14 protein-coding genes are annotated in these 13,067 nt (G+C 72.9%); 8 read left to right on the forward strand and 6 right to left on the reverse strand.

Annotated elements, in window-relative coordinates; genetic code table 11:
- Positions 1-53: 53 nt before the first annotated feature.
- The 3 genes from OG444_RS37025 to OG444_RS37035 are packed head-to-tail and all read left to right on the forward strand — an operon-like array spanning position 54 to position 3,351.
- Positions 54-1,031, forward strand: coding sequence for an NADPH:quinone oxidoreductase family protein (locus OG444_RS37025; protein WP_327266249.1), 978 nt, complete (start codon positions 54-56; stop codon positions 1,029-1,031).
- Positions 1,028-2,221: an acyl-CoA dehydrogenase family protein gene (locus OG444_RS37030; protein WP_327266250.1), complete on the forward strand. Its 1,194-nt coding sequence runs from the start codon at positions 1,028-1,030 to the stop codon at positions 2,219-2,221. The genes OG444_RS37025 and OG444_RS37030 overlap by 4 nt, the downstream gene beginning before the upstream one ends.
- Positions 2,218-3,351, forward strand: coding sequence for an acyl-CoA dehydrogenase family protein (locus tag OG444_RS37035; protein WP_327266251.1), 1,134 nt, complete (start codon positions 2,218-2,220; stop codon positions 3,349-3,351). The genes OG444_RS37030 and OG444_RS37035 overlap by 4 nt, the downstream gene beginning before the upstream one ends.
- Positions 3,352-3,743: 392 nt before the next feature.
- On the opposite strand, the gene OG444_RS37040 is transcribed toward OG444_RS37035, so the two are convergent.
- Both OG444_RS37040 and OG444_RS37045 read right to left on the reverse strand, forming a co-directional pair.
- Positions 3,744-4,811: a hypothetical protein gene (locus OG444_RS37040; RefSeq protein ID WP_327266252.1), complete on the reverse strand. Its 1,068-nt coding sequence runs from the start codon at positions 4,809-4,811 to the stop codon at positions 3,744-3,746.
- Positions 4,808-5,368, reverse strand: a complete 561-nt coding sequence (locus OG444_RS37045; protein ID WP_327266253.1) for an RNA polymerase sigma factor — start codon at positions 5,366-5,368, stop codon at positions 4,808-4,810. The genes OG444_RS37040 and OG444_RS37045 overlap by 4 nt, the downstream gene beginning before the upstream one ends.
- A 174-nt stretch (positions 5,369-5,542) precedes the next feature.
- Here OG444_RS37045 and OG444_RS37050 point away from each other — a divergent pair, with 174 nt between their 5' ends.
- The 3 genes from OG444_RS37050 to OG444_RS37060 are packed head-to-tail and all read left to right on the forward strand — an operon-like array spanning position 5,543 to position 7,404.
- Positions 5,543-6,082, forward strand: a complete 540-nt coding sequence (locus OG444_RS37050) for a GNAT family N-acetyltransferase (protein ID WP_327266254.1) — start codon at positions 5,543-5,545, stop codon at positions 6,080-6,082.
- 59 nt (positions 6,083-6,141) lie between these two features.
- Positions 6,142-6,510: a tyrosinase family oxidase copper chaperone gene (locus OG444_RS37055; protein ID WP_327266255.1), complete on the forward strand. Its 369-nt coding sequence runs from the start codon at positions 6,142-6,144 to the stop codon at positions 6,508-6,510.
- Positions 6,511-6,540: 30 nt separating this feature from the next.
- Positions 6,541-7,404: a tyrosinase family protein gene (locus tag OG444_RS37060; RefSeq protein ID WP_327266256.1), complete on the forward strand. Its 864-nt coding sequence runs from the start codon at positions 6,541-6,543 to the stop codon at positions 7,402-7,404.
- A gap of 71 nt (positions 7,405-7,475) precedes the next feature.
- On the opposite strand, the gene OG444_RS37065 is transcribed toward OG444_RS37060, so the two are convergent.
- Entirely contained in the window at positions 7,476-7,760 is a 285-nt protein-coding gene (locus tag OG444_RS37065; protein ID WP_327266257.1) for a chaplin, read from the reverse strand.
- Positions 7,761-7,857: 97 nt separating this feature from the next.
- Complete coding sequence (locus OG444_RS37070) at positions 7,858-8,154, reverse strand: hypothetical protein (RefSeq protein WP_327266258.1); 297 nt, start codon at positions 8,152-8,154, stop codon at positions 7,858-7,860.
- Positions 8,155-8,291: 137 nt separating this feature from the next.
- Here OG444_RS37070 and OG444_RS37075 point away from each other — a divergent pair, with 137 nt between their 5' ends.
- Positions 8,292-9,767: a carboxylesterase/lipase family protein gene (locus OG444_RS37075; RefSeq protein WP_327266259.1), complete on the forward strand. Its 1,476-nt coding sequence runs from the start codon at positions 8,292-8,294 to the stop codon at positions 9,765-9,767.
- On the opposite strand, the gene OG444_RS37080 is transcribed toward OG444_RS37075, so the two are convergent.
- On the reverse strand, positions 9,745-11,022 hold the full coding sequence (locus OG444_RS37080; protein WP_327266260.1) for an alpha/beta hydrolase: 1,278 nt from the start codon (positions 11,020-11,022) through the stop codon (positions 9,745-9,747). The two genes, OG444_RS37075 and OG444_RS37080, sit on opposite strands and share 23 nt — an antisense overlap.
- Before the next feature lie 266 nt (positions 11,023-11,288).
- On the opposite strand from OG444_RS37080, the gene OG444_RS37085 reads away from it, so the two are divergent.
- Positions 11,289-12,317: a TolB family protein gene (locus OG444_RS37085; protein WP_327266261.1), complete on the forward strand. Its 1,029-nt coding sequence runs from the start codon at positions 11,289-11,291 to the stop codon at positions 12,315-12,317.
- 63 nt (positions 12,318-12,380) lie between these two features.
- Here the strand turns inward: OG444_RS37085 and OG444_RS37090 are convergent, their stop codons facing one another.
- The gene (locus OG444_RS37090; protein WP_327266262.1) at positions 12,381-13,067 is read right to left on the reverse strand and encodes a GNAT family N-acetyltransferase; all 687 of its coding nucleotides are present in this window, start codon (positions 13,065-13,067) and stop codon (positions 12,381-12,383) included.

Consider the following 13,067-nt stretch of genomic DNA (forward strand, 5'->3'; position numbering starts at 1 on the left):
CCGCTTAGTATGCGCGCGGAGTGTGATTCCTCGACGGCGGCTGGAGGCCCCGGATGCAGGCATGGCGAGTACATACCCCGGGTGAGCCCCGAGAGGCCCTGCGCCTCGAAGAGATTCCCGAACCGGTCCCGGGCGAGGGCGAGGTGCGGCTGCAGGTGCTCGCGGCGAACCTCAACTTCCCCGACGCGCTGCTCGTCCGCGGCCAGTACCAGATCCGCCCGCCGCTGCCCTTCACCCCCGGCGTCGAGATCTGCGGCCTCACCGACGACGGCCGCCGCGTCATCGCCAACCCGAGCCTGCCCCACGGCGGCTTCGCCGAATACGTGATCGCGTCCGAGCGGGCCCTGCTCCCGGCCCCCGAATGCCTGAACGACGCCGAGGCCGCGGCCCTGCACATCGGCTACCAGACCGGCTGGTTCGGCCTGCACCGCCGGGCGCGCCTGCAGCCGGGCGAGACCCTGCTCGTGCACGCCGCCGCGGGCGGGGTCGGCAGCGCGGCCGTCCAGCTCGGCAAGGCCGCCGGGGCCACCGTCATCGGGGTCGTCGGAGGTAAGGCCAAGGTGCGCACCGCCGAGGAGCTCGGCTGCGATCTGGTGATCGACCGTACGGGCGAGGACGTCGTCGCCCGGGTCAAGGAGTTCACCGGCGGACGCGGCGCCGACGTGATCTACGATCCGGTCGGCGGCGACTCGTACACCGCCTCCGCCAAGTGCGTGGCCTTCGAGGGCCGGATCGTCGTCGTCGGCTTCGCGAGCGGCAGCATTCCCGCCCCCGCCCTCAACCACGCCCTCGTCAAGAACTACGCGATCCTCGGCCTGCACTGGGGCCTCTACGCGGCCAAGGACCCGGCCGCGATCCTCGCCTGCCACACCGAACTCACCCGCCTGGCCACCGAAGGCGCCGTCAAGCCCCTGATCAGCGAGGTCGTCGCACTCCCCGGCGTCGCCGACGCCGTACAGCGCCTCGCCGACGGCACCACCACCGGCCGGGTGGTCCTGGCCATGCCCCGGCAGCCGGGTGGGGTCCGATGACCGCGATCACCGCCGACCGGCTGCTCACCCGCGTCCGGGACCTGCTCGCCGCGCACCCGCCCGCGACCACACCCCGCACCGACTTCCTGCGCGCCCGCTACGACGCCGGACTCGCCTGGGTCCACTACCCCGAGGGCCTCGGCGGACTCGGCGCACCCCGCTCCCTCCAGGCGGCCGTCGACGCCGAACTGGAGGCCGCCGGCGCGCCCGACAACGACCCGCGCCGCATCGGCATCGGCCTCGGCATGGCCGCACCCACGATCCTCGCGTACGGCACCGAGGAGCAGAAGCACCGCTTCCTGCGCCCCCTGTGGGTCGGCGAAGAGGTCTGGTGCCAGCTCTTCAGCGAGCCCGGCGCCGGATCCGACCTCGCCGCCCTCGGCACCCGCGCGGTCCGCGAGAGCGGCTCCGGCGACTGGATCGTCGACGGCCAGAAGGTGTGGACCTCCAGCGCCCACACCGCCCGCTGGGCCATCCTCATCGCCCGCACCGACCCCGCGCTCCCCAAACACCAGGGCATCACCTACTTCCTCTGCGACATGCACGCCCCCGGCGTCGAGGTCCGGCCACTGCGCCAGATCACCGGCGAGGCCGAGTTCAACGAGGTCTTCCTCACCGGTGTCCGCATCCCCGACAGCCACCGCCTCGGCGCCGTCGGCCAGGGCTGGGCGGTCGCCCGCACCACCCTGATGAACGAGCGGGTCTCCATCGGCGGAATGCGCATCCCCCGCGAGGGCGGCATGATCGCCCCCGTCGCCACTGCCTGGCGCGAGCGCCCCGAGCTGCGCACCCACGCCCTCCACCAGCGGCTGCTGGAACTGTGGGTCGAGGCCGAGGTCGCCCGGCTCACCGGCGAACGACTGCGCCAGCAACTCGCCGCCGGACAGCCCGGCCCCGAAGGTTCGGGCATGAAGCTCACCTTCGCCCGGCTCAACCAGGAGATCAGCGGACTGGAGGTCGAACTCCTCGGAGAGGAAGGCCTCCTGTACGACGACTGGACCATGCGCCGGCCCGAGGGCGTCGACTTCACCGGCCGCGAGGCCGGCTACCGCTACCTGCGCGCCAAGGGCAACAGCATCGAGGGCGGCACCAGCGAAATCCTCCTCAACATCGTCGCCGAACGCGTCCTCGGCCTGCCCCCCGAGCCGCGCGACGACAAGGACCTCGCCTGGAAGGACCTGTCCCGATGACCGCACCGACGACGCCGGTGGCACCGGCGGCACCGACCGACCTGCTCCACTCCGGGACCGAGGAGGAGCTCCGCGCCGCCGTACGCGCGCTGCTCACCGACCGGTGCGACGCCAAGACCGTCCTCGCCCGGATCGAGACCGGCCGGCCGCACGACCCGGCGCTGTGGCACACCCTCGCCGCCGGGATCGGCGCGGCCGGACTCCTCGTACCCGAGAAGCTCGGCGGGCAGGGCGCGAGCCACCGCGAGGCCGCCGTGGTCCTGGAGGAGCTGGGCCGGTCCGTGGCGCCCGTTCCGTACCTGACGAGCGCCGTGCTCGCCACGGAGATCCTGCTCGGCTGCGACACCCCCGAAGCCGCCCCGCTGCTGCGGGAGCTCGCCTCGGGCAGCACGGTGTGCGTCCCGGCCGTGCCGCTCACGCTCGCCCCGGGCGCACCCCTCCCGGCCCCCGTGCGGGAGGGGGGCGCAGGGCTGCTGAGCGGCACGGTCACGTCCGTGGCGGACGCGGTGGCCGCCGACGTCCTGCTGGTACTGGCCGACACCGGGCTCTACGCCGTCCCGGCCGCCTCGGCCCGGCTGACCCCGCAGGTCCCGCTGGACCTGACCCGCCCGCTCGCCACCGTCACGCTGGAGGCGGCGGCGGGCACCCGGCTCGCCGACCCCGGAACGGCCCGGGCGGCCGTCGCCGGAGCCCTGCTCTCCGGGGCCGGACTGCTCGCCTCCGAGCAGCTCGGGCTCGCCGAGTGGTGCCTGGCGGAGACCGTCGGACACGTCCGGGGCCGCCACCAGTTCAACCGCCCCGTCGGGTCCTTCCAGGCGCTGAAGCACCGCCTCGCCCGGCTCTGGCTCGACGTGGCCGGCGCGCGCGCCGCGGCCCGGGCCGCCGCCGACGCCCTGGCCACGGCGGCCCCCGACGCCCCGCTGACCGTCGCCGTGGCCCAGGCCTACTGCTCGGGCGTGGCCGTCCGCGCCGCCGAGGAGTGCGTACAGCTCCACGGCGGCATCGGAATGACCTGGGAGCACCCCGCCCACCTCTATCTCAAGCGGGCCAAGGCCGACTCCCTGGCCCTCGGCACGGCGAGCCACCACCGCGGCCTGGTCGCGGACTTCGCGGAACTCCCCGCCCCCTAAGGGCTGTCCCGTAATCCCCGGCGGGCGCACGACGCCAGCTACGGCACCTCGCTGCGTTGTCGGATCGCCCGAATACGCCCGGTATGAGTACGACCCTCCGCCTTGCGATGCACCGCATCTGACGCCGTGCGCTGACCCACCGCGGATTACGGGACATCCCTTAGGTCCTGTCGTCAAAGTAGCGCCGGTTGGGCCCGGACCTAGGCCGTCTCTTTCGGATCTTGCTCCCCCAGCTACCGCTGGGAGGTGCCCCCAGGCCCGCGTCGCCCGGCACCGCACCTCGTCGCGTTGTCGGAGCACCGCAGTACGTCCAGTACCACGGCGCTCCTCCGCCTTGCGATGCACGGCACCGGACGACGCGGGCCCGACCGACAAGATCCGAAAGAGACGACCTAGGAGGCCGGTGTGCCCGTACCGGGCATGGGGCTCCCCTTCGGCGGTCGTTCCTGGTACGGGGGGATGCTCTGCTGGGGGCCGGCCGACAGGATCGTCGAGCGCTTGGCGGGCATCCCGTCGTACTTCCCGCCGCGGTAGTGGATGGTCTCCTCCAGCGGCCGGCGCGTCTTGGGGTCGATGATCACGCGGATGCGCGAGTGGGGGATGTCCGCTTCGACGGCGGTACCGGCACGGCCCGTGCTGTCCTGGACCGGCCCGACCAGCCGGAGCCCCGGCATGTCCGCGAGGACCTCGTACACCGCCGCACGCTGAGGCGGAGCGAGGGGCGCGAGCGTGAGCAGGCGGGTCAGGGTGCCCATGTAGGCCGTGAAGGTATCGCCCTTGCCGGGCGTGCCGGGACCTCCGGGGAAGAAGTCCTCCAGAACCACCTTGAGTGCCGCGGCGTCCGAGGGAAGCCGCTTCAGCTCCTCCCAGCTGAGGTCCTTCCTGCGGGCACCCGGGACGGAAACGATCCAATGCGGCGCGAACCCGATGGTCTTGACGATCTCCCCGTCGGCTCCCTGCTGGCCGAACACGGAATCGGACGACACCCACGAACTCCCGTCGTCGACCAGCGGAGTCTCGAAACGATCGATAGACGTGGAGTGGGGATCGCCCCAGTAGGAGTTCCGCGTGTGAGCCTTCCAATACGGCGCGTCCGTGGGCGTGGTCGTGTCCCCGGCCTCCGTCGCGGCGACCTGGCGCAGGAAGTCGGCGGCGCTGGCGGTCGCCGCGGGCGGCGACCCCCGCAGGCCGCTGACCGGGTAGATGCTCACGCCCGCCGCGATCGCGGCGATCGCCACGGCCGACACCAGAAGCCTGCGGGTGCGCTGCCCGGGGCCTCGCGGCCGGAGCGGCACGATGCCGGGCACAGCTGCGCGTTCCGCCGCCTCGGCGGCGCGTACGGCCGCGAGAGCGGCCTCCACGACTGCGGGCCCGGGCGGCGCGACCTCGCCGGCCGCGCGCAACCGGGCGGCGCCGGGGAAGTCCAGGAGGTCCAGGGGGTGTGTCGTGCGGTCCGTCATGTCATCTCTCCGGAAAGGCTGGGGGAGCTGGGGGTACCGAGGGCGTTCCGCAGGCGACCGCGGGCGCGGTGGAGCCGCGAGCGGGCCGTTCCGGCCGGGATGCCGACCACGTCCGCCGCCTCGGTGGGGGTGAGCTGCTCCCAGGCGACGAGCAGCAGCAGATCGCGTTCCACGGCCGGCAGGCCGGCGATCTTCTCGCGCAGCAGCGGCGCGCAGGCCGCGGCGTCCAGGCGCTGGTCCACGGCCTGCCAGGGGTCGCTGCCCGGTTCCGGCGGATGAGGATCGGACCGGTCCTGGCCGAGCCGCCTCCAGTGACCCGCGAGGACGTTCCGCGCCACGCCGAACAGCCAGGCCCTGGCCGTGCCCCGGGCCGCGTCGAATCCGGCGCGCCCGGCGAAGGCCTGCAGCCACACCTCGGCCAGCAGGTCGTCCGCCGCGTTCGGCGCTCTTCGTGCCAGATAGCCGTGCAGGTGCGGCGACAGTCCTACGACCAGAACCTCGAAGGCGCCGGGTTCCCGGGCCGATCTGGTCAGCAGTTCGTCTTCGTCCGCGTTCACACGCGTTCCCCTCCCCGGCCGCCTGCCGTAGCGGCCTCACCCCGTACTTGTCGCCTTCTCGCGAGAGCGTTCGCGCTTCCCGTCCTGCCCCGTCGCGATCACCGCCGTGGTGGCCCCCGGCCGACGCCCCCACCCGCCTGCGACGGGCCTTGGGCCGGTCCCTATCCTCGGCCCATGACGGCCACCATCACCGCGCTCACCGCCAACGGACTCCGCGCCCACCGCGACGAACTCGCCGCGCTGCTGCTCGCCGTGGTCGACGGCGGTTCGTCCCTCGGCTTCCTCGCCGGCCTCGACCACGTGGGCGCCGCCGCCTGGTGGGACTCCCTGCTGCCCGCCGTCGAGGACGGCTCCCTCGCGCTGTGGGTCTCCCGCACCGGCGGCGACGGCCGTATCGACGGCACCGTCAGCTGGTACCGGGAGTCCAAGGCCAACGGCCGCCACCGCGCCGAGCTGCGCAAACTCATGGTCCATCCGGCGGCCCGCGGCCGCGGCACCGCCCGCGCGCTGCTCGACGAGGCCGAGTCGGCCGCCGTCCGCGCCGGGGTGGTGCTGCTGTTCCTGGACACCGAGACCGGCAGCGGCGCCGAGCGGGTCTACCGCTCCGCCGGCTGGACGGAGGCCGGCACCATCCCCGACTACGCCACCGATCCCGAGGGCCGGCTGCACCCCACCACGCTCTTCTACAAGCAGCTCCGCGGCGCTCACGGGTGACCTCGCCCGCCGCGCGGCGTTAGACCCGTAGCCGCCGGCCACCGAGCGAGGGAGACCGTATGTCCGCAGCATCGCCCGCCGCACCACTGACCCGCCGCGCGGTTCTGCGTTCGGCCTTCACCGCGGCCGTGCTCGCGGGTACGGCCGCGGCCCTGGCCCCCGTACTGCGGGCCCGGCGCCCCCGGCAGACCCTCACACCGGCGCCGCTCGCCGAGGAGGAGACGTACCGCGGCCGGCACATCGCCGTGGACGTCGCGGGCGTCCGTATCGACGGCCGCCCGCTGCACGTCATGCGCCGGGCCGACGGCAGCTACCTCAGCGGGATCAACCACTTCCAGTCCTATCCGACGCCACTGGAACTGGCCCGGGCCGCCGTCGACGAACTGGGCACGGCCCAGCTCGCCCTCGCGGCCCCGCACCACGGCTGACACACCCACGGGAACGGGAGGAGCCCCGCGTTGCACACCCGGCAGAACCAGAAGAACCTCACCAGCGCCCAGAAGAAGCGGTTCACCGCGGCGGTGCTGGAGCTCAAGCGCGACGGCGCCTACGACGCCCTGGTGCGCACCCACGACAAGTACTTCGTGCCCGACCGTGACCGCAAGCTGCGCGTCGGGCACATGTCCCCGTCCTTCTTCCCGTGGCATCGGCGCTATCTGCTGGAGTTCGAGCGGCAGTTGCAGCAGATCGACCCGGGCGTGAGCGTCCCGTACTGGGACTGGACCACCGACACCAGTCCGGTCTCCTCCCTCTGGGCCGACGACTTCCTCGGCGGCACGGGCCGGGCGGGCGACCGCAAGGTGATGACCGGGCCGTTCGCCTACGACAAGGGCAACTGGACGGTGACCGTGGGCATCACCGAATCCGCCTTCCTCACCCGCAACCTCGGCCGGCCGCAGAACCCGATCAGCCTGCCCACCGCGGCCGAGCTCCAGTGGGCGATCGACGACCCGACCTACGACGTCTCGCCCTGGGACTCCACCGCCACCGCGGGCGGCTTCCGCAACAAGCTGGAGGGCTGGGCCGCCCCCAGGAGCGAGCGCTGGCGCAACCACAACAAGGTCCACCAGTGGATCGGCGGCCACATGACGGGCGGCACGGCGCCCAACGATCCGGCGTTCTGGCTGCACCACGCCTTCGTCGACCTGATCTGGGACCGCTGGCAGCAGAAGCACCCCGGCTCCGGCTACCTGCCCGCCGCCCCGCCGGCCGTCGGCGACCTCCAGCGCGGCCGGGTCATCGCCCTCGACGAGCCGATGCCTCCGTGGAACATCACCCCGCGCGAGATGTCCGGCCACCAGGGGCTGTACCGCTACGAATGACGCGCCACGCCACGAGGAAGGGCCCCCGCCGTCCGGCGGGGGCCCTTCCGTGGATCACGCGATCAGGGCGATCAGTGGCCGTAGCCCGAGCCCTCGGTGTGGTGGTCGCCGCCGCCGGACGCGTTGACGCAGGTGTTGCCGAACGCCGGGTTCAGCAGAGCGATCACGTTCACGGTGTTGCCGCAGACGTTGACCGGGACGTGAACCGGAACCTGGAGCAGGTTGCCCGACAGGACACCGGGGGAGCCGACCGCCGCACCGTGCGCTCCGGCATCGGCGACAGCCAGACCAGCACCGGCGACCACTGCGCTACCGGTGACAGCGGTGATGGCGAATGCCTTCGCGATACGCGACATCAAGATCTCCTCGTGAGATATGTGGGGCGCCACAGAATCTGTGGCATTTGACATGGCATACAACGCGGGGGCGGCCGAGGGGTCACGGCCCGTGCGCCTACCCGGTGACGGAAAAACGAACGGAGGCGAAGTACGGCCGCACCTGACCGACCTCGCCGGGCCGCAGGACCCGCAGGATCCGGCCCGAGCACCTGGGGCCCTCGAACAGCGTCGCCGAGCTCCCGGTCCCGTTGGTCACCGCCCGGGCGCCGCCGCCCTCCGCCTCGACACAGCCCCTCGGAGCGGCCAGGCCGTGGACCCGGTCGTCCTGGCCGACGTACTGGAAGTCGGGCCCGGACGCCGCCAGGGCCGGGGCGGGCAGGAGCGTGGCACCCGCCAGAAACAGGACGGGCACGGCATGGTGGATACGCAGGAATCGCATGCCCGTCCAACCGCGGCGGGCCCGGACCCGGTCACGCCTTGTCACCCGTTGGACGGCTGTGCGAACGTGCGACCGGCACCGGTACGGGCACCCGCACCACAGGAGGACCGATGAGCGCAGACGACGCCGACGACGGCCGAGGCAGGCCGCGGGTCAGGACTGCGGCCGGAGTCGTCGAGGGGCGGACCGGGCCCGTCGGCACGGCCGTCTTCCTGGGCATCCCCTACGCGGCGCCGCCCGTCGGCGCCCTGCGCTTCGCAGCCCCCGCGCCCCCGGCCGCCTGGGACGGCGCACTGGACGTCGGGGCCTACGGGCCGACGGCGCCCAAGGTGCCCTACCCGGACACCTTCGCGGCCCTGCTGCCCGACCCGGTGGTCCCCGGGGACGGCTGCCTGAACCTCAACGTGTGGACCCCCGACGCCTCCCCGGGCGCCCGGCTGCCCGTGATGGTGTGGATCCACGGCGGGGCGCACACCCGCGGCTCCTCGGCCGTCCCGGTCTACGACGGCTCCGCCTTCGCCCGCGACGGGATCGTGCTCGTCTCCGTCAACTTCCGCCTCGGCGTCCTCGGCTACGGGCTCTTCCCCGACGCCCCCGCCAACCGCGGCCTGCTGGACCAGATCGCCTCCCTCGAATGGGTCCGCGACAACATCGGCGCCTTCGGCGGCGACCCCGACCGCGTCACCGTCTTCGGCGAATCCGCCGGAGCCATCAGCATCGGCTCCCTCCTGGCCGCCCCGCGCGCTGCCGGCCTCTTCCACCGGGCCGTCCTGCAGAGCGGGGCCCCGGAGGTCCTGCCGCGCCCCCGAGTGCGCGCCATGGTCCGGCGGATGGCCTCGCTGCTCAAGGTGGACGCCACCGCGGCGGCCTTCACGGCCACCCCCCTGCCCGACCTGCTCGCCGCCCAGGCGGCCGTCCTGCGCAGATCGGGCCCGCTCCTCGGCGGACCCGCCTTCGGTCTGGTCACCGACCCCGGCACGATCCCGGCCGACCCCCTCGACGCCCTGTGCGACACCGCCGTCTCCGGCGAGGTGCCGCTGCTCCTCGGATGGACCCGCGACGAGTACCGGCTGTGGCTCGCCCCCACCGGCGGGATGAGACTGCTGGACCGCATGGGTCCCCTCGCCGTGGCGCTGGCCCGGGCCCGCTCCGGCAAGGACCGGGCAGCCGTACGGGCGCTGCGCGCCGCCCTGCCCGGGGTCGGTCCCGCCGAGCTCGCCGGGCAGCTGCTCACCGACCGGCTGCTGCGCGACCCCCTGCGCAGGCTCGCCGGGTCGCGGCGGCCCGCGCCGAGCTACCTGTACGAGTTCGGCTGGCCCTCCGGCATCGAGGGGCTGGGCGCCTGCCACGCCCTGGAACTGGGCTTCGTGTTCGACACGCTCGCGGTACCGGAGGCCGCCTGGCTGGCCGGGCCGGACACCCCGCAGACGCTGGCCGACGAGATGCACGCGGCCTGGGTGCGGTTCGCGGTGACCGGCGATCCGGGCTGGGCGGCCTGGAACGGCGACGGCCCGCCGAAGGTGTTCGGCGGGCCGGAGCTCGATGCGGGACGGGCACCGGTCGTTACTCGACAGGTCCTTCCATGACCTTGCTGATGTACTGGACCGGTCCCTCGCCCATGTTCGGGACATAGGTCTTGGCGTTGTGCTGTCCGCCCTTGATGACCTTCAACTCGGCATGGACGGGGCCCTTGTTGCCGTAGGTGGCGACGAACTTCTGCACGTCCGGAAGGGTCTTCTTGTTGTTCTCGCTGTCACCGACCTGGAAGGCCAGGTAGACCTCCGGACCCTTGCTGTCGATGAGCTGCTTCGCCAGGAGCTCCGGGTTGTTCTCGGCCTTCTCCTTTTCGTGGCCCTTCCACAGCGAGGAGTCCGGGACGATGTCCGGGCCGGAGGCGATCACGGCCTTGAACTTGTCCGGGTGCTTCAGCACGGCCTTCAGGCCGGCGAACCCGCCGGTGGAGGAGCCCATGAAGGCCCAGCCGTCACGGGACTTGACGGTGCGGAAGTTCGCCTTCATCAGGTCCGGGACGTCCTCGGTCAGCCAGGTGCCCATCTTGGGCTGGCCGGGGATGTCGGAGCCGTCCCAGTAGACGCCCTTGTCGTCCGGCCCCGGGTTGAGCACCGGCATGGCCAGGATGAAGGGCTTGCTCTTGCCCTCGGCGTACCACTTGCTGATGCTGGTCTGGAGCCCGAGGTCGGTGCCCATCCAGTAGTTGCTGGGGTATCCGGCGCCGCCCGGCAGAGCGATCATGACGGGGAAGCCGCTCTTGGCGAACTTCGGGTCGTCGTACTCCTTGGGGGCCCAGACCCAGACCTTGCCCTTGAAGCCGGACTTCTTGCCGTCCAGGGTGGTGACGGCCACGTGCGTCCCGTCGGGGAGCGTCATCGAGTTCTTGAACTCGGCGGCCGGCCCGGTCGGCATGAGCATCTTGGAGTTCGCCGACGGGGCATTGCCGTTCTTCTTGCCGTCACCCGCGGGCGTCTTCCCGAACGACACCGCGGAGCCCTTGTCGGTGAACGGGGGTATCTCGTAGTGGTTCAGCACGAGTGCGGCGATGCCGGCGAGCGCGAGGACGGAGGCACCCGCGATCAGCCAGCGGCGGCCCCGAGCCTTGCGGCGCGGCGGCTCGGGTTCCTCGTAGGGGCCGTGCTGCCCGTACTGGTCATGCGGTGCGTACTGGTCGTGCGGTGCGTACTGCGCCGGCTGTCCGTACGGATCCTGCTGCCCCTGCGGCGGCCGGCCGTACGGCCGGCCGTACCGGTCGCCCTGGGGCGGCTGCGGTATCTGTCCTTCCGGCCGGTACGGCTGGTACTGCTGCCCGTCGGGTGCGTACGACATGTGCGGTGGCTCTCCGGCTGGTGCTGCCCCAGAGGGGCGTGGTGGTCTGAACTGCTGGTCCTTCCGTTCGAAGGATGAACGAAAGCTTGTCAGGGTTCCGTATTTTTACTTCTCTTGGGGTGCCCTGGGGGAGGCCATTGCCTGGCGCCCGTACGGCCGGTGGAGTTCACCGGCCCGTCGCCGTTCATGCCTGGCTCTTGCACGGGCCGCTGGGTATGGTGCCCCCGCTCCGCCCCCGGAACCCCGTCCCGCACCGGAGTCATCCCATGACGCTCCAGCGCCGCATCCTGATCTTCGCCACGGCCGTGGCCCTGCTCGCCGCGGTGGCCGTCCTCGCGGTCCAGCGGGCCTCCTCCCGCGCCGACGAGAAGGACCACGCCCGGGCGGGCGGCCCGGGGGTCGCCCCGGGTGCGGTCTCGCTGGCGCCGGGCGACGGCGGGCGGCGGATCGTGTTCCGCAACATGGCCTGGGGGCCGCACCGGGACGAGCTCGCCACCGTCGCGGCCGGCGCGCCGGAGGGCGCCCGCACCGCGTCCGGGGTGAGCTGCCTGCGCTTCCACACGGCCGGAGGCACCGGGGTCTGCCTCCAGGCGGACCGCAGCGGGGTCCAGGACGGCTACCGGGCGGTCGTCCTCGACGCCCGGCTGAAGGAGGTGTCCGCGCACCCGCTGGGGGGACTGCCCACCCGGGCCCGGGTCTCGCCGGGCGGTCACCTCGCCGCCTGGACCGTCTTCGTCGGCGGGGACTCGTACGCGGGGACGGACTTCTCGACGCGGACCTCGGTGCTCGACCTGCGCACGGGCAGGTTCGACGCCTCGCTGGAGGACTACGCGATCCTCAAGGACGGCAAGCCGTACCGCAGTGCCGACGTCAACTTCTGGGGAGTGACCTTCACGGCCGACGAGCGGACCTTCTACGCGACGCTCGCCACCGGCGGCCGGACCCATCTGGTCCGCGGGGACCTGGCGGAGCGGACCGTGACCACCCTGCGCGAGAACGCCGAGTGCCCGTCGCTGTCCCCGGACGGGACCCGGGTGGTGTTCAAGAAGCGCGTGCCGGGCCTGCCGGCCGAGGCGCCGTGGCGGCTGTTCGCGCTGGACCTGGCCTCCGGAGCCGAGACCCCGCTCGGCGAGGAGCGGAGCGTGGACGACCAGGTGGTGTGGACCGACGACAGGACCGTCGTCTATGCCCTGCCGGGGGACTTCGGCGCCGACCTGTACGCCGTACCGGCCGACGGGAGCGGCGCCCCGACCCGGCTCATGGACTCGGCCCTCGCCCCGGCCTTCCTCGGGTGAGGAGGCCGCGGCGGGGGCCGGGGGCAGGACCGTTTTTCCGTTCTTCCGTCCGGCCGGACGGCCTTACGCGGGGATCAGGGTCTTGCGGCGGCGCTTGCGCTGCGCGCCCGCCGAAAGCCTCAGCTCGATGATCGACCGCACGGCCGGCCACTCCTCGTCGAGGATCGAGTAGAAGGCCGTACTGCGGACGGCGCCGTCGAGCCCCCGCGAATGGGCCCTGCGGACCCCTTCACAGGTGAAGCCCAGTCTTTCCATGGCGGCTCGCGACCGGCCGTTGCGCGCATCGGCACGCAGCGAGATGCGCCGCACCCCCCAGGTCTCGAAGGCATGGCGGAGCATGAGCAGCTTCGCCTCGGTATTGATGCCGGTGCCCTGGGCGCCCGGGGACAGCCAGGTATTGCCGATCTCGGCGGCATCGGGGATCGCCGTGGCCGGATCGCCGAACGGGACGCCGGGCACGGCGGGCCAGACCAGAGGCCCTTGCCAGTAGTCGAGTTCCAGGAACCGGGTCGAACCGACGACCCGCCCGTCGGTGGCTCTGACCACCGCGAACGGGAGCGATCGACCCGCAGCCTGATCGGCGAGGGCACGGTCGATGTACTCGTGGGACGCCTGCAACCCGTGCGGTACGGGAGTGAAGGCGTAAGTCGTACGATCCTCGGCCCCGGCCACGGCCAGGGCCTCGGTGTGGTGGGGGGCGAGGGGCTCGAGCCGCACGGTGCGGCCCGCGAGGTGTACGGGTACGGGCAC

This window comes from Streptomyces sp. NBC_01232 (genome assembly GCF_035989885.1).
In the GTDB taxonomy this organism is placed as follows: Bacteria; Actinomycetota; Actinomycetes; order Streptomycetales; family Streptomycetaceae; genus Streptomyces.